The sequence below is a fragment of the Nonomuraea polychroma genome (assembly GCF_004011505.1).
Classification (GTDB): Bacteria; Actinomycetota; Actinomycetes; order Streptosporangiales; family Streptosporangiaceae; genus Nonomuraea; species Nonomuraea polychroma.
On the sequence record NZ_SAUN01000001.1, the window covers coordinates 2178358 to 2199694 of the forward strand.

The following is a 21337-nucleotide window of genomic DNA, read 5'->3' on the forward strand; positions in this document are numbered from 1 at the left end:
CCTTGCCGGCGCCCCCGGGCATCACGTCGCCGATCACATCACCACGGACGGCGTGCGGGCATGGTGTGCGGTGGCGCGGTGCGGTGCCGGCTTGGGCTGAGGCTCTCGCGACTGCGACGGACGCGCCGACTCTTATGGCCGGTCCCGGCAGCACAGCGAGCACAGCAGGGGTGGTCGGCAGGTGGGGGCGGCAGGGCGGGTTGCGCCGGCATCGGGCGGATGCCGACGGGGATCGTTGCCGAGGATGTCGTGGGAAAGCGGAACGATCCTTGCCGCTTTTGGCCCTAACGTCGTTCGCATGGATGAGATCAAGCGTTTCCGCATCGATATCCCGCAGGCCGACCTCGACGACCTGACGGACCGGCTGCGGCGGACCAGATGGGCCAGGCAGCTGCCGGGCGGGTGGAGCCGTGGCGTGCCGGTGGAGTATCTGCGCGAGCTGGCCGCATACTGGGCCGACGGGTTCGACTGGCGGGCACAGGAGGCCAGGCTGAACGCCTTCCCGCAGTTCACCACCGAGATCGACGGGCAGACGATCCACTTCATGCACGTGCGGTCCCCTGAGCCGGACGCGCTGCCTCTGATCATCACGCACAGCTGGCCGAACTCCGTCGCCGAGCTCCTCGACGTCATCGGCCCGCTCACCGACCCGCGCGGGCATGGGCTCGACCCCGACATGGCCTTCCACGTCGTCGCGCCGTCGCTGCCCGGGTTCGCGTTCTCGCCCTTCCCCGAGCCCGCCGACGAGCGGCCATGGAGCATCGAGCGGGTGGCACGCACGTGGGCCGAGCTGATGAGCAGGCTCGGGTACGACCGGTACGGCGCGCACGGCAACGACGCCGGAGCACTGGTGACGCCGCAGCTGGCCGTGCTGGACCACAAGCACGTGGCCGGCGCGGTCATCACGGCCGGGCTGGGCATCCCCACCGGGGACCCCGCCGAGCTGGAGGGGCTGAGCGAGGAGGAGCTGGCCGAGTTGAAGGAGATGACCGATTGGATGGCCGGCGGCAGTGGCTACGGGCCGTATCTCGCCGCCCGGCCGCAGACGCTCGCCTACGGGTTCGCGGACTCGCCGGTGGCGCAGCTGGCCTATCTGGTCGAGCGGTTCAAGGAGTTCGACGGGTGGGGATCGGAAGCCGAGCCCGTCGATCGTGACCTGGTGCTGACGAACGCCAGCCTGTACTGGCTGACGGGGACCGGCGGCTCGTCGTCGTGGACGTATTACGAAGGGGCGGCCGGCATGCCGATCGACCAGACCGCGGTGCCGTCGGGGGCCACCCATGGCGGGCCGGCGCTGCTGCGGCGGATCGCCGAGCGCACGAACGACATCGTGTACTGGGGAGATGCCCATTCTCCCAGCCACATGGTGGCGATGGCCTCGCCGGAGTCGCTGGTGGAGGGCATCCGCGCATTTTTCCGGATCATTGGCTGACCGGGGCTGAGGTTTGCGTGGCCGACATGCCCGCCGCGGCGACGCCGACCGGATAGGGTGCTGCGCGTGATGATCGAACGGGCGGTGGCGGCGGACGCGGGGGAGATCCTCACCGTGCAGCGGGCGGCGTACGTGAGCGAGGCTCAGCTCTACGGCGACCCGTTCATCCTGCCGCTCGTCGAGTCGCTGGAGCAGCTGCGGAAGGTCATCGAGACCGCCGTCGTGCTGAAGGCGCTCGACGCGGGCCGGATCGTCGGCGCCGTACGCGGTCAGGTGTCCGGCACCACCTGCCTGGTCGGCCGTCTCGTCGTCGCCCCTGACCGGCAGGGCCAAGGGCTGGGCACGGCTCTGCTGAGCGCACTGCACGAGGAGGTGCCCGAGGCCGAGGCGTTCGACCTGTTCACCGGGCACCTGTCGGAGGTCAATCTGCGGTTTTATCGCCGCCTCGGCTATCGGGAGACGCATCGTGAGCGGATGGACGATCATCTGACGATGGTTCATCTGCGCAGGCCGCGGCCAGATCGATCCCCTCCTCAGCAGTGATCATGGCGCGGGCCATGTCGTCGTCGATCCAGCTCCAGCCCCACCGCCACTCCGAACCCGCCGGATGCTCGGCGTTGAGGCGGTCGAGGACCGGCTGGAGCCTGCTCGCGGGCACGACGATCTGATGCCGGCCCCGCCAGGGGACGTGCTCGGGCGGGTCGAGCGGCGGCACCAGCACGCCGTGCCGGCGCAGCGCCTCCACCACCCGCGCCGGCTCCAGGCCGAACAGGTGCAGCGGCGTCGCCTCCCTGCCCTGCGCCTCGTAGGCCAGCGCGAGCAGCCAGTGCTCCGGCTCCGGGCTCCGGGTGCCCGCGGCCAGCGCCAGGCCGGTGGCGACCCCGTACAGCTTGTGGAAGGCCGGGTTGGCGAAGCCGCCCGACCCGTGACCGGGTCTCGTGCGGCGGCGAGGCAGGCACTCCAGTGCCTTGGCCCGGTCGAGCCCGGCTTCGGCGAGTACGCGAGCGGCGATCGAGTCCCCGGCCAGCAGGGCCAGGACGATGTGCTGCGGCCCCACCCAGTCGTCACCGACCGCCGTGGCCTGGTCGTGCGCCGCCCCTAGGATCGTGGTGGTCATACGTCGATGATGACCCTGTACGCCCCGGTTGGTGGATAGGCTTTCCCGGTGTTGAAGATTGGGCTCACCGGTGGCATCGGCTCCGGTAAGAGCGAGGTGTCCAAGCGGCTCGCGGCCAGGGGCGCCGTCGTGATCGACGCCGACAAGATCGCGCGTGAGGTGGTCGAGCCCGGCACGCCTGGCCTGGCGAGGGTGGTGGCCACGTTCGGGGACGAGGTGCTCCATCCCGACGGCACGCTCAACCGGGAGAAGCTGGGGTCCATCGTCTTCGCCGACTCCGAGCGGCTGGCGGCGCTCAACGCGATCGTCCATCCGCTGGTGGGGGAGCGGGTGGCGCACCTGCAGAGTGAGGCCGCCGACGACGCGATCGTCGTCTACGACGTGCCGTTGCTGGCCGAGAACAAGCTGGCGCCGATGTACGACGTGGTCATCGTGGTGGACGCGGCCGACGACGTACGCGTCAGGCGGCTGGCCGAGCACAGGGGGATGGCGGAGGCCGACGCCAGGGCCCGTATCGGGGCGCAGGCGAGCCGGGAGGACCGGCTGGCGGTCGCCGACATCGTGGTCCCGAACGAAGGCTCGCTGGAGGAGCTGGACGCGCGGGTGCGCGAGGTGTGGGACGAGCTGGTGAGGCGGGCCGCCCGCGGCTGACGCCGCCCCCCGGTGACAGGCGCTGCATCATCGGCACCGTGGCCGGGAGCGCTAGCCGGCTCCGTTGCCCTCGACCGCCCCATCGCCGGACACCTGCGGGGAGTTCGTCGGCGTGCCGCCGGCAGACGCCGCCGGGGTCGTCGGACCGCTCACGAGGGAGTCGCTGGTGTGCCGGGTGACGACGGACGTCTTCCTGGGGCGGACCACACGCGGGCGGTCGGAGCGCGGCCGGGCTCCTCGGGTCCGCGTCACGTGCGCCCCCTGCGGCCTGATCTCCCCCGGAGCGGCCGGACTGCGCGTGGCCGCCGGTGCGCTGGTGGCCGGAGCGGCGAGAACCGGCGTCGTGGCGGGAGACGGGGTGGTGGGAGAAACGAGGGGTGCCTGCGGGACGGGGACGGGACTGCTGGGTGCCTGGGTGACGGGGACGGGACTGCTGGAGACCGGGGTGGCGGCGGGGCTTCGGCTGAGGGCCGCCGCAGGACGCGGGGTCCGGTCCACAGCCCGGTCGGGAACGGGGTCGAGCGTGGCGCGGAAGCCCGTGGTGCCGATCAGGATCCCCGCCACCACCAGGTTGGCCACGCCGGCCAGGACGACAGCGATCTTGACCGGCCGCGCCCGCCCACGCCAGGAAGCCATCCGCGATCCCCTTCGTGCTGCTCGGCCCAACCGACACGATTGCGAGAAGGATCTTTCCACATTCACGGCCCCGCGCGGTCGCCCGCTGTCAGAACGGGGAGTCGAGCGGCACCTGACGCACCGTCGTCAGGTACGGGTCCAGCTCGCCCAGCTCGAACCGCGACATCCCGATGACGTGCCAGAACTGCCCGGCCGGCGCCCCATGGATCTTGTAGCGGCCGTCGGGCGCCAGCGCCGCCCACCCTTCGGGCAGCCCGAGCAGCGTCGCCCGCCGCTCGCCTCCCTCCCAGAGGATCACCACACCGTCGTCTCCCGCGCTGGCCAGCAGATCGGCGGCAGGGCTGAAGGCCAGCGACCAGACCCGCCGGGCGTGCCCGGCCAGCTCGTGCAGCAGCCGCCCGCCGACGGTCTCCCACACCCGCACCACCAGGTCGTCGCCCCCCGTGGCCAGGCGGTCGCCGGTGGCGTTGAACGCCAGGCTCCACAGCCGCCCGTCGTGCCCCTCGAGCGTGTGGAGCAGCCGCGGCTGCCAGGGCTGGCTCGGCCGCAGCTCCCACACCATGGCCCGGCCGTCGTTGCCGGCGCTGGCCAGATGACGCCCGGAAGGGGAGAACGCCACCGCGTACACCCGGTCGGTGTGCCCCTCGAGGGTCGCCACCCGGCCGCCTGACGCCACGTGCCAGATGCGGACGAGCTTGTCGTCGCAGCCCGTGGCCACGTACACGCCGTCCGGGCTGAACGCGATCGAGCGCACACGCCCGCGGTGGTCCATCAGGTTGACCGCCAGCCGTCCGGTCGGCCGGTTCCAGATCTTGACGCTGTCGTCGTCGTTGGCCGTGGCGATCATGGTGCCGTCGGGGTTGAACGCCTCGGCCCACACATGGTCGGTCTCGGCGTTGAGCTCGCGCGCGTAGTCGCCGGTGGTGGCGTTCCAGAGGTGCACGCCGCCGTCGTTGCTGGAGGTGGCCAGCACCGGCTCGGCGGGGGAGAACACCGCGGAGATCAGCCGGTCGGAGGTGCCGGTGAACTCCCGCAGCCGCCGCCCCGTACGGGGCTCCCACACGCGCACGACGCCGTCATTGCCGCTGGTCGCCAGCATCGAGCCGTCGGCGCTGAAGCGGACCGACGAGATCCGCCGCCCGTGCCCGCGGATCACCCGCTGGCACTTGCCCGTGTCCGGGTCCCACAACCGCACTGTGCCGTCGTTGCTGGTCGTCACGAGCTGGCGCCCGTCAGGACGGTAGGCGAACGGCCAGACCGAGCTGCGGTGCCCGGACAACTCCACCCGCTGCCCGCCGTCCACCGGCTGCAGCCTGATCACGCCACTGGAGTCACCGCTCGCCAGAGTGCGGCCGTCCGGGCTGAAGGCCACGTGGTAGACGAACGCCGGATGCGTGGTGACCACCCCGCGTGCCACGCCGCCCACCGGGTCCCACAGGCGGACGCTGCAGGCCGTGTCGCCGGAGGCCAGCAGCGAGCCGTCGGGCGAGAACGCCACGCAGTAGATGCTGCCCTGGTGGCCGGTCAGCGTGTGCCGCAGCTCCCACGTGGCGGTGTCCCACACCCTGAGAACGCCTGCCTCGTCGCCGGTGACCAGCAGACGGCCGTCGGGGGCGGCCAGCACGCGGTAGACCTTGCCGTGGTGGCCGTCGAGCGTGCGCGTCATCCGCCCGGACGCCAGGTCCCAGACCCGCACCACAGCCGCGGCGTCGCCGGTCACCAGCGCCCCGTGGACGAACGCCGCCGTGTAGATCGGCGCCTCGTGCCCGTCCAGCTCGTGGACCCGCCGTCCGGTGGCGGTCTCCCACACGCGCACGACGCCGTCCCCGCCGCCGGCCGCCACCAGGTCGCCGGCAGGGCTCAGACGCACCGGCCAGACACCGTCGGCGTGACCGGTCAGCGTGTGCCGCAGCTCCCCGGTGAGTGCGTCACGCAACAGCACGGCGCCGTCGCTCGCGCCGGTCGCCAGCAGGTCGCCCGCGAAGGTGACCGCGTAGACACGGCCCCGATGCCCCTGCAGCGTGCGCACGGGCGCGCCGCCGGCGCACAGCAGCACGCTGCCGTCCTCGTTGCCGATGGCGATCGTGGCGCCGTCCGGACTGTAGGCGACCGGCTCGGGCAGGCGGGTGGTCTGGAAGTGGTAGCCGTACGGGACACCGATCGCGGCCGGCGCGAACTCCACCTCCACCGGCTGCCCCGGCACCACCGCCGCGCCGGGCAGGCGCGGCAGCGTGCCGGTCACGTTGATCAGCGAGGCGCGGTGCCAGCGGGCGCCCTCGACGGCCGCGTCGCTCAGGTCCACCTGCGCCAGCCGCGCCCCCGACAGGTCCGCGCCGGTCAGGTCGGCCCCGGTCAGCACCGCGCCGTCGAGCCGCGCCCCGGTGAGCTTGGCGTCGCGGAGGACGGCCCTGGACAGGTTGGTGCCCGCCAGCGTCGCCTCCGACAGGTCCGCACCGGTCAGGTCGACCTCCCGCAGGTCCCTGGCCGACAGGTCCTCGCCCTTGAGGCTGGCGCCGCGCAGGTCGGCGCGGGCGGGGGTGCGCAGCCGGGCCGCGATCTTGACGGCGTTCGCCCGGGACACGTCGTCAGCGGGCGGGTCCGCCACCCACGCGCGCAGCGCCCGCACGTCGGCCAGGTCGCACAGGAATTCCACCGTGAGCGCCGACAGCGGCCTGCGGGACAGCAGCGTGACGTCGTCCCGCGCGATGTGCCGGGCGATCAGCCACTCCATGACCGACGCGTGGATGAACCCGAACATGCCCTCCTCGGTCCGCACGAGCAGGCTGCCCGAGCCCATCGCGTGGGCGGCGTGCTCGGCCGACAGGTGCCCGCCGGCCAGGTCGGTCAGCGTCTCGCCGATCTCGGTCAGCTCGTCCACGCCGAGCAGCGACTCCCCGGACTCCCACAGTCGCAGCGCCAGCGCCGTCACCACCCGCAGGAGCTCCTCGGCGGTCAGCGCCGTCGCCGAGCCGGGCACTCTGGCCCGGCGTTCCTCGAACGCCAGCCACGAGCCGAGGATCTCCTCGTACAGCAGCGCGGGGCTGATCGTGTGGCGGGCTCCGGCCACCGTACGCAGCCGGTCGGCGTCGAGATCGGCGATGAAGCTCAGCATGCGCGGGTTCTGCGCAAGGGCGAGGAGGTCCTTGATCTCGCCCATCAGTGACATGCGGGCCACCGCCTCGGTGGCGTCGTCGAACCTCTTGTCCAGGTAGGAGCGGATCTGGTCGGGCGTGAAGTCCTCGACACTGAGCACCCGCCGCTGCGGCAGCACCCCCACCATCTCGCCGAGCGAGGTCAGCACCTGGCTGTTCGACTTGAAGTGCTGGGTACGGCTGGCCACCACGATCTTCGCCTTGTCCTCGGCCGCCGCCAGCAACGTGGCCAGGTGGTCGGCCGCCCGGTCGTAGGTCAGCCGGGTCACCAGCTCGTCGAACCCGTCGAACAGCAGCACGATCCGTCCCTGCCGCAGCAGGTAGCGGAACGCCTTGAGGTCGATGAACTCCTCGCCGTGGTTGGCCAGGTGCGCCGCCACCAGCGCGTCCACCGAATGCGCCTTGTCCAGGGCACGCAGCTCGATGAGGACCGGCGTCAGGTGCGGCAGCTCGGCCGGAATGCGGCGGGCCAGCTCGCGCAGCGCGAACGTCTTGCCGTGCCCGAAGTCGCCGAGCAGCAGCAGGAACCGGCCGTGGTCGGTGGACAGCAGGCGCATCAGCTCGTCCGTCAGCCCGTTCCTGACCTGGCTGCCCGGCCGGTCCAGCTCGCGGTAGCGCTGCGGCACGTACAGGCCCGGCGGGTAGCGGCGGTCGGTCGTCAGCCTGGCCGTCTGCTCGGTGACGTAGCCGGTCAGGTCGAGCAGGCCCTGGAACTCGGTGAAGCTGCGCAGCCGCACGCCCTTGCGCATGAGGTCGTCGCGGACCGCACGGGACGCGGGCGGCCCCTGGTAGACCAGCTCGGCGGCCAGGCCGGTGGCGTGCGCCTGCCGGGCGAAGGCGTCGGCCGCCTCCGCGGTGACCGCGCCGGCGTGCGCGCCGATCATCGTCTGACGGACGAACCCGTCCTCCGGGTGGGTCACCACGAGGTGGGAAGCGAATCTGCGGATCTTGGCCCGTTCGTGCCGCGCCTCGCAGACCTCGGTGATCCGGTCGAGGAGCAGCTCGACCGGGCTGGGCTCGCGCTCGTCCGGCTTGGGCCCGGGCGACGGGGCGGGCGGGGCCTCGCCGGTGAACGTCGCCCGCGCGGCCCGCCACTTGTACGACACCGGCTCGGGCTCGCCCATGTCGGGCCGCCACGTGCGCAGCCCGTCCGGGGTGATCTCGACGACCTGGTGCCGCCCGGCCCGCGGCGCGGCGATCCGCCCCTCGGCGGCCTCCAGGGCTCCGCCGTGGAAGAGCAGGTTGAGCCGGTGCGCGAGCAGCCGTTCGAACGTCGGCGCGTCCCTCAGCTCGCCCGGCGGATGCCCGATCGCGCCCAGTCGCAACCACGCGCTCTCCTCGTACGGCCTCAGCCGCTCGGCGAACCAGGCCGCCTGCGCCTCGCCCAGCAGCGCGTACGCGTCCCGTTCCAGATGGCTCATCGCCATCGTCGAATTGAGCCCCGCCACGACCACCTTCAGGTCGGGCACCTCGAACAACGTCCACGGTTGCCCGCCGTCGAACACCCGGTCGTCCAGCCCCTGATACACCTCGCCGAACAACCCGGCGAAATGCCGCCACTTGGGCCAGTAAGGAGGCTGCGGGCTCACGTCGTCGGCCTCGCACGTCATGAAGTAGGCGTTGGCCGCCGCCTTGGTGACGTCGCGCGGCCCCGGCAGCAGCACGAGCCGGTGCGGCTCCAGCCCGATCAGCAGCCGCAGGTCGGTCACGAACCGCGTCGCCTGCCCGAACTGCCCCAGGCTGCCGGACTCGGTCAGGTCACCACTGACGATCATCAGGTCGGGGCGGGGCATGCCCCGGTCGTACATGGCGGTCAGATCCGCCCAGATCCGCGCCTGCATGTCCTCCGGCGTGAACGGGTCGCCCGGGTCGGGCAGCGCGCGGCCGAACCGCGGGCCGCCGATGTGCAGGACGCTGATCGACTCCCGCCCGCGCTCGGAGCTCGCCGCGGGCGGGAACTTGGGAGCCGTGACCGGGGCGCGGCGCGCCCTTGCCCGCTCACCGGGCGGCGGCAGCGTCGGCGCTGCCGCCGGCACGCCGGAGCCGTCGGGGAACGCCGGCGCAGCCTCGGGCTTGGCCCGGCCCGCCAGCGCCTCCCTGACCCGGCCCAGCAGTAACGCCCTGGCCTGTCCCGGGTCGGTGACGCCGAGCAGGTCGACCCAGGTGATCGTGGACAGCAGGCCCTCCAGCTGGACGTCCTCCATCCGGATCGTGACGAGCTTGTTGGAGGGGTTGTCCGGATCGGCCCGCAGCGCCGCCTGCCACTCCATCCGGCCGTACCGGGAGGTCAGGTAGTTGCGCGAGAGCACCGCCACCACCAACTGCGCCTCGCTGACGCCTCGGTCCATGAAGTCGATGAAGTTGGTGCCCGGCACGAAGTCCCACGCCTGGATCATGGTCTTGTAGCCCGCCGCCTCGAGCTCCCAGGCGATCCACGTGGCCCACGCCGTGTCGGCGGGGGAGTAGCTGACGAAGATGTCGGTCGGCCTGCCGTCACGCGCCATGCCGCTCAGTATCCCTTGCTGCGTCGGCGTTTTGCAGGCCATGTGCGATCATCGACGGGTGTGGCGGCGTTTCGGAGTGCTCGACTGGATCAGGATCGGGCTGCTGGTTCTGGGTGTGGTCTCGGTGCCGGTCGGGCTGCTGCCCTGGGAGGCCGCGGCTGAGAGCCTGGACGACATCGGGCCTCTGCTGATCTTCCTCGTCGCCGTCATCGTGCTGGCCGAGCTGACCAAGGAGGCCCAGGTCTTCGACGCCATCGCGGCGCGGATGGCGGTGCTGGGCCGCGGCAACTACGCCGCCCTGTTCTTTCTTTGTACGGCTTTCGCGTCTTTTGTCACGATATTTCTGAACTTGGACACCACGGCGGTGCTCCTCACCCCCGTGATGCTCGCCCTGGCCCCCAAGGCCCGCATCGCCGCCCTTCCCCTGGCGATGACCACGATCTGGCTGGCCAACACGGCGAGCCTGCTGCTGCCGGTGTCCAACCTGACGAACCTCCTCGGCATGGAGAAGATCGGCCTGGACGCGCAGGAGTTCGCGGCCCGCATGTGGGCACCCCAGATCGTCTCCATCGCCGTGACGATGGTGTTCCTGTGGGTGTTCTTCTGGCGTCGCGGCGAGCGGCGCGACCTGCGCTACACGCCGCCGCTGCTGGAGCCGGTGGCCGACCGGGTGTTGTTCGGCGTGGCGTCGGCCGGGTGCCTGCTGTTCATCGTCCTGCTGCTGCTCGAGACGCACGTGGCCGTCGCCGCCACCGCGGCCGCCGCGATCGTGCTGGGAGCCTTCCTGGTGCGCGCTCGTGAGCGTTTGACGTGGAGCCTGTTCCCGTGGCAGCTGGTGATCTTCGTGACCGGGCTGTTCCTGGTGGTGCCCATGCTGAGCAGGAACGGCCTGTCGGACCTGATGACGTGGATGATCGGCACCGAGGGCGATCCCTACCGCACGGCCGCCGTGGGCGCCGGGTTGTCCAACCTGATCAACAACCTGCCCGCTTACCAGGCCGTCGAGACCGTCATCCCGGCCGCCGAGCGGGACCGTTTACTGTCCCTGCTGGTCGGGACCAACGTGGGCCCGGTCGTGACGCCGTGGGCGTCGCTGGCCACGCTGTTGTGGTTCGAGTCGTGCCGCCGCCACGGCGTCAAGGTGCCGATGCGGCGTTTCCTGCTCACCGGCGCCGGGCTGGCCGTCGTCGGTCTGCTCGCCACGGTGTGGGCGCTGGTCGCGTTATGAGCTTCACGCGGCGGCCAGCGCGTAGGCGCCGGCGACGGCGTTCAGCGCCCAGCGCATCCGCATCACGTACGTCTCGGGGTGGTCGCCGGCCTCCTGCGCCACGTACGCCGCGCACCACCCGGAGTCGCCGCCGCACGCGCACAGCCGCTCGTCCACGGCCTCGCGGATCTGGTACGGGGACAGCTCGTCGGACGGCTGCAGGGCGGTCGTGAAGAGCACCTGCGCCAGCTCGGTCGTGGTCATCATGTCGGGCTCCTCTCACACGGTGCCGTTGTCCGGCTCCCTCTAAAGAGACGTCGAACGGCGGCGGAACTCATCGACATTCGACACACAATTTCTGTGCACTTTTCCTCAGTGGAGAAGGGCGAGGAGTCCGGGGATTGCGCGCGGGTGGGCGGCCACGAAGCTGCGTTGCTCGGGGGTGGTGTCGATGCACGCCTCGAACGGGCCGCCGTCGAACGTCCTGATCTCGATGCCCGCCTCCTGGGCGAGCAGCGCGCCCGCCGGCAGGTCCACCAGCTCGGCCCGGTAGCCGACGATGCCGTCGATGTCGCCGCGCGCCAGCATCGCCCACGACAACAGCGGCGCCCACAGTTGCAGCACCCTGCGCGCGTTGAGCTCCAGAGCCTGCTTCAGCGCGCGTACGGTCGCGTCGTCTCTGCTCACCCCGTGCCCCTGGGTCCAGGCCAGCAGCGGCCCGTGCGGGCGCGGCGCGTACGGCGGCGCCAGGCGCACCCCTTCGGACGAGAGCGCGCCGCGCCCCCTGACGGCCGACCACGTGTGGGCGGAGACCGGATCGTGCACCACGCCCAGCACCGGCAGCCCGTCCCGGCACAGCGCCACCCCCACCACGAACGCCGACAGCCCGATCGCCACGTTGTTGGTGCCGTCCAGCGGGTCGACCAGCCACGTCCACTCGCCGCCCGCGTCCCCGACCAGCCCTGACTCCTCGGCGATCACCGAGTGCGAGGGATAGGCGGTCAGGATGCGCTCCAGCAGCAGCTTCTCCGAGGCGAGGTCGAGATCGGTGACCACGTCGCCCGCCCCGCCCTTGGCGCGCACCCCGACAGCGCCCCGGGTGCCCTCCAGGAGCAGGGCCCCGGCGGCCTCGGCGGCTTCGACGGCGACCGTGCGAGCGTGGTCCAGATCCATCAGGTGCCTCTCAGGTCAGGTGCGCGGTGATCAGTCGTACGGCCAGGGCCGTCTCGTCGCGGTCCAGCGGCTGCCTGGACACCTGGTGCGGCCCGGCGCCCAGTGGGCCGAGCGACAGGTCGCGGCTGCCGGGCCGGCCGCGGCCCAGCGCGATCGTGGCCGCCTCGCCGCCCTCGGGGACGACGCTGCTGTGGAAGCGGCCGGACGGCAGCGTGTAGGTGTCGCCGGGGCCGAAGACCTCCACCAGGCCGGTCGCGTGCCGCACGGTGCGGCTGGTCGGCGAGATGCGGTCGCCGTCGGTCCCGCTGACGACCTCGAACACCCGGTGGGTGGCGTCGGCGCCGGCGTCGGTGACCACCGCGTGCACGTTGCGCATCTGGCCGTAGAGCACATGGCTCACGAGGTCCCAGCTGTGGCAGTGGATCTGCGAGGTGGTGCTCTGGGCGTGCGCGAGCGAGTCGGACCACAGGTGGAGGCATACCCCCTCGCCGCCGTCCCGCTCCAGCGGCAGGCAGACGAACCCGAGCGGGTGGCGCACCGCGGTCACCGGGCCCGCCAGCGCCCCGAGAGCCCACGACCTGCCCCGGCCCTCGCGTAACAGCTGGTGCACGGCGTGGTAGCTCATGGCCCACCATAAGGATCCACGGCACGCAACGCCTTGCGGGCGATGTCCACGACGTCGTGGCCGTTGTAGGACTTGGGCAGGGGCATCCCGATGCGCTCGAACAACTCCTGCACCTCCTCGATGGTGGGCTCGTCGCTCAGCGGCGCCTTCTTGTACATCTCCAGGGGCACCCGCCGGGCCTGCTCGAAGCTGAGCCGCAGCTCGGTGTCGCAGTTCTCGTAGTAGAACGTGCCCGCCAGCGCCGTCATCGCCATGTTCGGGTCCTCGACCGTCATGATCAGGCGCGTGGTGGACAGGTCCCAGCGGAACGTCGTCATCGTCCGCGACAGGCCCACCGCGATGTCGAGGAGGCCGTAGCGCTGCCGGTGCCAGAAGGCGGCCAGGATCGTCGCGTACGACTCCTTCCTGACCCGGTCGGTCGTCCACGTCTCGCCGGTGCCGTCGGGCACGTCGGACAACGAGCGGCGGTAGTGAGCGTACGTCTCGCACACCTCGGCGTCGGACGGGTCGATCACCTCGATCCTGATCGTGAGATGGCGCTTGTCCCTCCGGGCCGCGGCCACGCACTCGGGGAGGGTGACCGCGCGCATGTAGGTGCCGGTGCCGCCCTTGAAGCTCCATCTGGCGGTGTCCTTGCGTGCCTCGGCGTGCGACTGGGCGATCTCCTGCCTGCTGCCCAGCACCCGTACCAGTTGCAGCGTGTCCAGGGCCCGGCGGGTGCTGTGGGCCAGCGTCTCGATCTGCTCCAGGCGGGCCAGCCGCACCGGCAGCTCGGCCAGCACGCCCGAGGTGATCGTCTTCTCGACGGGCGCCTGACGGGCGCGGTCGCGCAGCAGCGCGGTGGCCACCAGCGCGAGGATGACCAGGGTCGCGGCGGTCACGAGCTGGCGCTGGACGTCCTCGCCCTTCGGGCCGAAGATCTCGTGCGGCATGATGCCGAGCACGCCGACCACGATGGCCAGGCCGAGCGCGATGGCGCCGTCGGCGTTCCGGGCCGCCCATGGGGCGACCCGCTTCATCGCCGCCATGAACCGTGCCATCGCTCGCCCCGCCGTTCGACGATCAGTCAGTTCCCGAGGTCATGGTAACGACCATGCCACGCGACCACCAGAGAACGATCACGTGGCGAAAGGTGCCGGGGAATATTGCCTCGAGCCGGATGAGGGCCGCTCGGTAGGATCCCTGGGCATGATCTTGGATCCTGACGTGCTCGGATACTACGAGCGCGGCGGTGAGCTGACCAGGCTGCGGCACGGCCGTAACCGGCTGGAGTTCCTGCGCACGCGGGACGTGCTGCGCCGCACGCTCCCGCCGGCGCCCGCCCGGGTGCTCGACGTCGGCGGCGGCACGGGCGTGCACGCCGAATGGCTGGCGGAGGAGGGGTATGAGGTCGAGCTGATCGACCCTGTCCCGCTGCACGTGAGGGAGGCGTCGGCGCTCCCCGGCGTGACCTCGCGCCTGGGCGACGCCCGCGACCTGCCGGTCCCGGACGGGGAGGCGGACGTGGCGCTGTTACTGGGGCCGCTCTACCACCTGCCGGACCGCGCCGACCGGCTACGCGCCCTGTCGGAGGCCCGCCGCGCCGTGCGTCCGGGTGGGCTGGTCGCGGTGGCGTTCATCAGCCGGTACGCCGCCCTCCACGACAGCGTCTACCACGGATACCTCATCCGCGAGGAGCAGCGCGCGGCCGAATACCACGCGATGGAGACCGGTGTGATGATCTCGCCCCGGGCGGAGGGATTCCGCGGTTACCTCCACGACCCCGACGAGATCGTGGGGGAGTTCGCCGACGCCGGCCTGCCCGAGCCGCGCCGCTACGGCCTGGAGGGCGCCTTCTGGCTCTACGGCGACGTCGACGACTGGCTGGACGACGACGAGCGGCGCGAGCTGCTGCTCGACGCCGCCCGTCGCCTGGAGTCCGAGCCGTCCCTCTTGGGCGTCAGCGGCCACCTCCTGGCCGTCACGACGGTGTGGGCCCGACCGTCAGCCGCTCCAGCTCCTCGGCCGGCAGCGACGTGACGACGGGCGGTTCCTCCCGCTTGCGGCGGGAGGACGAGCCCATCAGAACCAGCCGCGGTGGCGGGCCATCTGCTCAAGGCCCCGCTGCAGGACGGCGTCCGCCGAGTTCGGCGGGTCGTCGTAGCGGACCGTGAACCGGTTGTAGGCGTCGTGGCTGGAGGTCAGGAAGCCACCTCGCTTGTCGGCCTCCAGGATGACGTCCATCTGCCGCGGCCCGGCGATGAACGTCAGCTCCAGCTCGTTGAAGTACTTCCGCCACTGCCCGCCGGCGTAGTACTCGATCTCCTGGAAGAACGGCATCGTCGAGCCGTACAGCGTGCCGCGCTCCAGGTCGGCCTTCTTGAAGTGGAAGCCCATCCGGTCGAGCGCGCCGATGACGTGCTCCTGGACCGGCAGCGGGCTGACGAACAGCGGGTCGAGGTCGCCCTTGTCGAGCGCGCCCGCCAGCGCCAGCTCCGTCTGCACGCCCAGCTTCATGCCGTGCAGCGGGTGCCCGGCGATCGCGCTGATCGGCGTCTCCCACGGCATCATGATCTCGAACGACTGCTGGTGCTGCGCGCCCTTCGCGAGCTGGAACGTCCCCGCGACCTGCTGGCGCAGGAAACTGTAGGTCGTCTTGTACTCGTTGTCGCCGGACTCGACTTCGACCACCGCGGTCAGGTCGATGTAGATCCCCTCGACCTTGTAATCGGAGTTGCCGCCGCGGAAGTGCACGACGCCGCGCAGCGGCTCGCCCGGGCGCACACCCGTGTTGGTCAACACCGTGTCAACCTCGACGCCCGCGCCGAACGCGGCCATCAACTTGCGGAACACCATGGGGTTCTCCTAGGGGGAAGGTGTGTGGCCGTTCACTTGTGCTGTTCCCGTGCCCGAGATGCGGGGGAGCAACTGGGCCAGGAGGAGGGTGGAGAGTGCGGAGTCCGACTGCCCCTGCTGGGTGCGAACGACCAGCGCCTGGGGTGCGTTCTCCGCCAGTTTGGCGCCCACGTCGAGGCGCTTGCGGGCCAGCTCGTACTGCAGCACGGCCCGGTTGTCCCGGTACGACTCGGCCAGCCGGCGCAGCGCCTTGGCCTCGTTCTCGGCGGAGGTCAGGTCGGCCCTGCCACGCGCCTCGATCTCCCACGTCACCCGCTGCGCCTCGGTCTCCTGCTCCTCCAGCATGCGCGCCACGTTCTTGCGCGCGTTGTTGTGGGCGGCCTTGACCTCGACGACGCGGGCGTCACGGGTCTTCTTGGAGCGCTCGATCTCCATCAGCAGGGTGTCGATGCGGCGCTTTCGGGTCAGCTCCCACTCGCGCTCGTAGGCCGACAGCTCCTTGGCGACCTTCTCGCGGGTGGCCAGGTGCTGCTGGTACTGGTCGGGCAGCTGCACGTCGGGGATGTTCGCGCCGGTGATGCGCACGCCGTAGCGGCCGAGCTGGCGGTTGAGCGCGTCCTGCATGTCGCCGACGTCGGAGCCGCGCAGGTCGTACGCGCGCTCGGTGTTGACCCGGCGGCTGCGCTGCCTGATCGCATCCTGCACCGCGCTGGACAGCACCAGGTCGAAGTTGCCCGCGCCGATCGTGCGCACGAACGCGACGGGGTCCACGATCCTGAACTTCAGGAAGAACTCGATCGACTTCAGCGGCACGTTCTCGGCCGTCGGGCAGGCCACGATCGGCGCCGAGTACGGGATCTCCGTGGAGGTGTCGACGACCGCGTCCACCCGGTCCCACGGCAGCCACAGGTAGTGGCGGCCCGGCGGGAGCGTGCCGGTGATGGCGCCCCAGCGGCTGCGTACGCCGGTGGTGCCCTCCTCGATCTCGATGATGGCCTTGCGCCACATCGTGACCATCGCCAGGAGCAGGAAGAGCAGTGCCAGGAACGCCGCGATGAGCGTGAGGTCCGTCAGCGCCGCCATGCCGGCGAAGTAGAGCGCCAGGAACACCAGCGACATCCAGGCGAACCCGCGCCGGTCCTTGGGGATCACGACCGGCACGAGCTGCCCCTGCTCGCCGCCGCGCAGCAGCTGGCGGATCTCACCCCAGGAGGCGAGCGACTCCTTGATCTTCGAGAACTCGCGTGTCATTGGTCGCTCACCACTCCTCATTCACTCCGCGGAGTCCCGACTCCGTCGGGCCTCCACTACGCTCACTGCGTCGGGTTCGCTCCGCCATATCAAATCTCCCCCTTGCCGGGCAGCAGGCGTTCGACGGTGCGTGCCAGGTCCGCGTCCGGCTCCGGCGGGTCCTGGGGCACGGTCACGTCGGCGGCGGCCTTCTTGAGCAGGGCGGCGATCTCGGCCTCGCGGCCTGCCACGCGGGAGGCGATCTCGTCGAGCCTGGAGCGGATGGCGGCCATGTCCTCGGCCGAGAACAACGCCGCGCCCTTGCCGCCCACCAGCTGCTGGGCCAGGGCCAGGAAGTCGATGTCGGTCTGGTCGCCGACCTGGACCACCTGCGGCAGCCTGGTGGCGATCGACTCGAGCTTGTTCAGCAGGTCCTGCTGGAAGCGGTAGTCCAGGATCTCGGGCGCCTCGGCGGCCGACAGCGCCCTGATGTCCAGCGCCTGCGCCTCCAGGAGCGCGGCGTTGGCGTTGGCCGTGGACTCCGCCTCGACCAGGCGCTGCCTGGCCTGGGCCTTGGCCTGGTGGCTGGCGCGTTCGAGGGCGGTGTCCATGCGGGCCTGGTAGCCGGCGATCTCCGCCTGAATGGCGCTCAGCGTCTCCTGCAGCCCGGCCAGCTCCTTGATCAGGTCGCCCTCGTTCTGCTCCTTGCGCAGCTGCAGCTCGTACTCGTAGGTGTAGGCCTCCTTGGCGACCCGGACCATCTCGGGGGCGGCCAGGTCCATGCGGTACTCCTGGCTGGACGGCTCGGCGTGGGTGATGTTCACGTCGGTGAGCCGTACGGCGGGGAGGAACTGCTGGTTGAGGCTCTCCAGCATGCCGTGCGTGCTCTCGCCCACCAGGTCGTAGATCTCCTCGGCCCGCTGGGCGTAGATGAGGGAGCGGGTGACCTCGCTGATGGCGTTCTGCAGCTTGGACTGGAAGCCGCTGACCGAGCCGAGCACGAAGATGAACTCCGCCGGGTTCTCGATCCTGAACTGCAGGAACAGGTCCACGCTCGCCTTGACGCCCTGCTGGGTCGGGGCCTCGCTGATCGGCGCGTTGAACGGGTACTCGCGGGTGGTGTTGACGATGTAGCTGACCCGCTTCCACGGGTTGAACAGCGTCACCCGGCCCGGGTCCGCGATGTGCACCAGCTTGCCGAACTGGGTGATCAGCGCCTTGCAGCCCTCGGGCACCATCACCACGCTGCGCCGCCACCACAGGAACACCGCGGCCAGGACCAGCACCACCCAGTAGTGCGGCCCGAAGATCAGATCGGTGTTCGGGATGACGTTGCCGAGCGCGCCGATGAGGCCGAGCACCACCAGGATGCCCAGCGGCACGATCACCTTCGCGGTGCTGCCCTTGGGGATCACCACGGGGGAGATGACGTGCATGCCGTTCTCGGCGAAGCTGCGGTTGACGATCTCCCCGGCCTCGGTCAGCGACGCCGTCCTGGCCTCGATGAGCGTGCCGACGGAGGCGCCTCCGTCACGCGCGGCGGCGAAGTCGTGGGGGTTCAGCGCGAAGCCGCGGCCCTGCCCGGCCAGTTGTCCCGCCTGGTCGACGACCTGTCCCATGGCCTGGCCCATGGCCTGTCGTACATCACCCCCTTGGGCGACCGCTTGGGCTATGCCCTGACCTGCCTGGATCAGTGCCTCTCTGGGTCGTGACATTAGACCTTCCTTTTCCGCTACAGGCGAATCCGACCGTATCGGGTGTGACTTGCTGTTCGCTTGCAAAGCCCTGTCACAGGTCTGTTGCGTCTCGTAGTAGAGGTGCTATCTATGTAGTAGACATACTACTTGGAGGTTTCATGGGGGCGGTGAGAGTGCTTGTCAAGCACAGCCTGACCAGCCCGCAGGACATCGCCTTCAACGTGATCTCCACGGCGGCCTTCGTGGTCGTGCTCTACTTCCAGCGCGACGCGACGGCGCCGGGCTCCGCCGTTCCCCTGGCCATGCTGACCCTGCCGGGCATCCTCGGCCTGGGGGTGGCGTTCAACGGGCTGATCGGCGTGATCAGCATGATGGCCGTCGAGCGCGAGGACGGCACCCTGCTGCGCGTCAAGGCGGTTCCGCAGGGCATGCTGGGCTGTCTCGTCGGCCGCATCGCGCTGCTGATGCTGCAGTCCTCGGCCGGTCTGGCGATCATGGTCGTGGCCGGGGTGGTCCTGGTGCTCCTGGCCTGGGCGGTGGCGAGCCTGCTCATCGCGCCGCCGATCCTGCGCAGGATGGCCAGGCGCGAGTCGGGCCCGCTGATGGAGGCGCGGCGCCACCGGGCACTCCAGCGGGTCGTCTGAGAAAATACGTGGTGATGAGCGAGACCGTCTACAACCGCATCGCGCTGCTGCGCGCAGAGCGGAACGTCACCCGCAGGCAGCTGTCCGATGCCCTGGGGGTGCACTATCAGACCATCGGCTACCTGGAACGGGGGGAGTACAGCCCGAGCCTTTACCTGGCGCTGAAGATCGCCGAATACTTCGAGGTGCCCGTGGAGGTCGTCTTCTCCACCACCCCGTTCCCGCGGATCGGGGAGCGGTCGGCCTGACGGCGGATTCTGTCAGCCCCGCCGCCTACAGTGGGCATTATGCGACCGGTCACAGATTTGCAGCGGAGGGTGGCGCCGTTCGAGGTCGTCACCGAGATGACTCCTTCCGGCGACCAGCCGACGGCCATCGCCGAGCTGGAGCGCCGCGTCAAGGCCGGGGAGAAGGACAACGTCCTGCTCGGTGCCACCGGCACCGGCAAGACGGCCACGATCGCCTGGCTGATCGAGCGCCTGCAGCGGCCCGCGCTGGTCATGCAGCCCAACAAGACGCTCGCCGCCCAGTTCGCCAACGAGCTGCGGGAGATGCTGCCCAACAACGCGGTGGAATACTTCGTCTCCTACTACGACTACTACCAGCCCGAGGCCTACGTCCCGCAGAGCGACACCTACATCGAGAAGGACTCCTCGATCAACGACGAGGTCGAGCGGCTGCGCCACTCGGCCACCAACTCCCTGCTCACCCGCAGGGACACGATCGTGGTCGCCTCCGTGTCCTGCATCTACGGCCTGGGCACCCCGCAGGAATACGTCGACCGCATGGCCAGGCTGCGCGTCGGCATGGACGTCGACCGCGACCAGTTGCTGCGCCGCCTGGTCGACATGCAGTACACGCGTAACGACCTCGCCTTCACCCGCGGCACGTTCCGGGTGCGCGGCGACACCATCGAGATCATCCCGAAGTACGAAGAGCTCGCCGTCCGCATCGAGATGTTCGGCGACGAGATCGAGAAGCTCTCCACCATGCACCCGCTGACCGGCGAGGTCATCACCGAGGACGAGGAGCTCTACATTTTCCCCGCCTCCCACTACGTCGCCGGCGAGGCGCGCATGGCGGCCGCGGTCGCGGGCATCGAGGCGGAGCTGGCCGAGCGGCTGTCGGAGCTGGAGCGGCAGGGCAAGCTGCTGGAGGCACAGCGGCTGCGGATGCGGACGACGTACGACATCGAGATGATGCGGCAGATCGGCACCTGCTCCGGCATCGAAAACTACTCCCGCCACATGGACGGGCGGGAGCCCGGCAGCGCGCCCAACACGCTGCTCGACTACTTCCCCGAGGACTTCCTGCTGGTCCTGGACGAGTCGCACCAGACCGTGCCGCAGATCGGCGCCATGTACGAAGGCGACGCCTCCCGCAAGCGCACGCTGGTCGAGCACGGCTTCCGGCTGCCGTCGGCGATGGACAACCGGCCGCTGAAGTGGGAGGAGTTCCTGGAGCGCATCGGCCAGACCGTCTACCTGTCGGCCACGCCGGGGTCCTACGAGCTGGGGCGGGTCAAGGGCGAGGTCGTCGAGCAGGTCATCCGCCCGACCGGCCTGGTCGACCCCGAGATCGTCGTCAAGCCCACCAAGGGGCAGATCGACGACCTGGTCCACGAGATCCGCGAGCGCGCCGACCGGGACGAGCGCGTGCTGGTCACCACGCTGACGAAGAAGATGTCCGAGGACCTCACCGACTATCTCCTGGAGCTCGGCATCCGGGTCCGCTACCTGCACAGCGAGGTCGACACGCTGCGCCGCATCGAGCTGCTGCGCGAGCTGCGCACCGGCGAGTTCGACGTGCTCGTCGGCATCAACCTGCTGCGCGAGGGCCTCGACCTGCCCGAGGTGTCGCTGGTGGCCATCCTCGACGCTGACAAGGAGGGCTTCCTGCGCTCCGAGACGTCCCTGATCCAGACCATCGGCCGCGCCGCCCGAAACGTGTCAGGCCAGGTCCACATGTACGCCGACAAGGTGACCCCGTCGATGGAGCGGGCGATCGACGAGACCAACCGGCGGCGGGCCAAGCAGATCGCCTACAACCAGGCCAACGGCATCGACCCGCAGCCGCTCCGCAAGAAGATCGCCGACATCCTGGACTCGCTGCAGCGCGAGGACGCCGACACCGACAAGCTGCTCGGCGGCGGGGGCCGTCAGCAGTCGCGCGGCAAGGCGCCCATGCCCGGGTTCGCGTCGCGGCAGGCCGGGCAGCACGCCAAGGCCATCGCGGGCGAGATGCCGCGCGCGCAGATCGAGTCGCTGGTCGAGTCGCTGACCGAGCAGATGCACCAGGCCGCGGCCGACCTGCAGTTCGAGGTGGCCGCCCGGTTGCGCGACGAGATCAAGGAGCTCAAGCGGGAGCTCAGGGACATGCGCGAGGCCGGAGTGCGGTAAGGGCCCCCTGGCCTGGGCGTCCGGCAGATCACGCG

17 protein-coding genes and 1 pseudogene are annotated in these 21337 nt (G+C 70.7%); 8 read left to right on the forward strand and 10 right to left on the reverse strand.

Going from position 1 to position 21337, the window contains the following annotated elements; genetic code table 11:
* Positions 1 to 298 precede the first annotated feature (298 nt).
* Positions 299 to 1432 carry an epoxide hydrolase family protein gene (locus tag EDD27_RS09655; protein WP_127932088.1) on the forward strand — a complete coding sequence of 378 codons (1134 nt, stop codon included), beginning with the start codon at positions 299 to 301 and terminating at the stop codon, positions 1430 to 1432.
* A 69-nt stretch (positions 1433 to 1501) separates the two neighbouring features.
* On the forward strand, positions 1502 to 1975 hold the full coding sequence (locus EDD27_RS09660; RefSeq protein ID WP_127940589.1) for a GNAT family N-acetyltransferase: 474 nt from the start codon (positions 1502 to 1504) through the stop codon (positions 1973 to 1975).
* Between the two features lie 262 nt (positions 1976 to 2237).
* Here EDD27_RS09660 and EDD27_RS59175 read toward each other — a convergent pair.
* Positions 2238 to 2549, reverse strand: a pseudogene (locus tag EDD27_RS59175) (Clp protease N-terminal domain-containing protein); the annotation flags it as partial.
* A 48-nt stretch (positions 2550 to 2597) separates the two neighbouring features.
* Between EDD27_RS59175 and coaE the strand changes: the two are divergent.
* Positions 2598 to 3200: a dephospho-CoA kinase gene (gene coaE, locus EDD27_RS09670; protein ID WP_127932090.1), complete on the forward strand. Its 603-nt coding sequence runs from the start codon at positions 2598 to 2600 to the stop codon at positions 3198 to 3200.
* A gap of 51 nt (positions 3201 to 3251) precedes the next feature.
* Here the strand turns inward: coaE and EDD27_RS09675 are convergent, their stop codons facing one another.
* Positions 3252 to 3836, reverse strand: a complete 585-nt coding sequence (locus EDD27_RS09675) for a hypothetical protein (protein WP_127932091.1) — start codon at positions 3834 to 3836, stop codon at positions 3252 to 3254.
* Positions 3837 to 3924: 88 nt separating this feature from the next.
* Complete coding sequence (locus EDD27_RS09680) at positions 3925 to 9492, reverse strand: WD40 domain-containing protein (RefSeq protein ID WP_127932092.1); 5568 nt, start codon at positions 9490 to 9492, stop codon at positions 3925 to 3927.
* A 58-nt stretch (positions 9493 to 9550) separates the two neighbouring features.
* Here EDD27_RS09680 and EDD27_RS09685 point away from each other — a divergent pair, with 58 nt between their 5' ends.
* Positions 9551 to 10720 carry an ArsB/NhaD family transporter gene (locus tag EDD27_RS09685; RefSeq protein ID WP_127932093.1) on the forward strand — a complete coding sequence of 390 codons (1170 nt, stop codon included), beginning with the start codon at positions 9551 to 9553 and terminating at the stop codon, positions 10718 to 10720.
* Between the two features lie 3 nt (positions 10721 to 10723).
* On the opposite strand, the gene EDD27_RS09690 is transcribed toward EDD27_RS09685, so the two are convergent.
* The 4 genes from EDD27_RS09690 to EDD27_RS09705 form a co-directional block, all read right to left on the reverse strand.
* Positions 10724 to 10966: a hypothetical protein gene (locus EDD27_RS09690; protein WP_127932094.1), complete on the reverse strand. Its 243-nt coding sequence runs from the start codon at positions 10964 to 10966 to the stop codon at positions 10724 to 10726.
* Positions 10967 to 11071: 105 nt separating this feature from the next.
* Positions 11072 to 11872 carry an inositol monophosphatase family protein gene (locus EDD27_RS09695; RefSeq protein WP_127932095.1) on the reverse strand — a complete coding sequence of 267 codons (801 nt, stop codon included), beginning with the start codon at positions 11870 to 11872 and terminating at the stop codon, positions 11072 to 11074.
* A 10-nt stretch (positions 11873 to 11882) separates the two neighbouring features.
* On the reverse strand, positions 11883 to 12497 hold the full coding sequence (locus EDD27_RS09700) for a hypothetical protein (RefSeq protein WP_127932096.1): 615 nt from the start codon (positions 12495 to 12497) through the stop codon (positions 11883 to 11885).
* Entirely contained in the window at positions 12494 to 13537 is a 1044-nt protein-coding gene (locus EDD27_RS09705) for a hypothetical protein (protein ID WP_241563943.1), read from the reverse strand. Before EDD27_RS09705 ends, EDD27_RS09700 begins: the two co-directional genes overlap by 4 nt.
* A gap of 148 nt (positions 13538 to 13685) precedes the next feature.
* Between EDD27_RS09705 and EDD27_RS09710 the strand changes: the two genes are divergently transcribed.
* The gene (locus EDD27_RS09710; protein WP_127932097.1) at positions 13686 to 14516 is read left to right on the forward strand and encodes a class I SAM-dependent methyltransferase; all 831 of its coding nucleotides are present in this window, start codon (positions 13686 to 13688) and stop codon (positions 14514 to 14516) included.
* Positions 14517 to 14558: 42 nt separating this feature from the next.
* Here the strand turns inward: EDD27_RS09710 and EDD27_RS09715 are convergent, their stop codons facing one another.
* The 3 genes from EDD27_RS09715 to EDD27_RS09725 all read right to left on the reverse strand — a co-directional run bounded on the left by EDD27_RS09715 (position 14559) and on the right by EDD27_RS09725 (position 18277).
* The gene (locus EDD27_RS09715) at positions 14559 to 15332 is read right to left on the reverse strand and encodes a sporulation protein (protein WP_127932098.1); all 774 of its coding nucleotides are present in this window, start codon (positions 15330 to 15332) and stop codon (positions 14559 to 14561) included.
* Between the two features lie 9 nt (positions 15333 to 15341).
* A complete protein-coding gene (locus tag EDD27_RS09720) occupies positions 15342 to 16583 on the reverse strand; it encodes an SPFH domain-containing protein (RefSeq protein WP_127932099.1) in 1242 nt (413 codons plus the stop codon).
* Positions 16584 to 16672: 89 nt separating this feature from the next.
* Positions 16673 to 18277 carry an SPFH domain-containing protein gene (locus tag EDD27_RS09725; RefSeq protein WP_127932100.1) on the reverse strand — a complete coding sequence of 535 codons (1605 nt, stop codon included), beginning with the start codon at positions 18275 to 18277 and terminating at the stop codon, positions 16673 to 16675.
* A 149-nt stretch (positions 18278 to 18426) separates the two neighbouring features.
* Here EDD27_RS09725 and EDD27_RS09730 point away from each other — a divergent pair, with 149 nt between their 5' ends.
* The 3 genes from EDD27_RS09730 to uvrB are packed head-to-tail and all read left to right on the forward strand — an operon-like array spanning position 18427 to position 21302.
* A complete protein-coding gene (locus tag EDD27_RS09730; RefSeq protein WP_206641327.1) occupies positions 18427 to 18903 on the forward strand; it encodes a hypothetical protein in 477 nt (158 codons plus the stop codon).
* A gap of 14 nt (positions 18904 to 18917) precedes the next feature.
* Entirely contained in the window at positions 18918 to 19151 is a 234-nt protein-coding gene (locus EDD27_RS09735) for a helix-turn-helix transcriptional regulator (protein ID WP_127932102.1), read from the forward strand.
* A gap of 39 nt (positions 19152 to 19190) precedes the next feature.
* Positions 19191 to 21302: an excinuclease ABC subunit UvrB gene (uvrB, locus tag EDD27_RS09740; RefSeq protein WP_127932103.1), complete on the forward strand. Its 2112-nt coding sequence runs from the start codon at positions 19191 to 19193 to the stop codon at positions 21300 to 21302.
* Positions 21303 to 21337 lie beyond the last annotated feature (35 nt).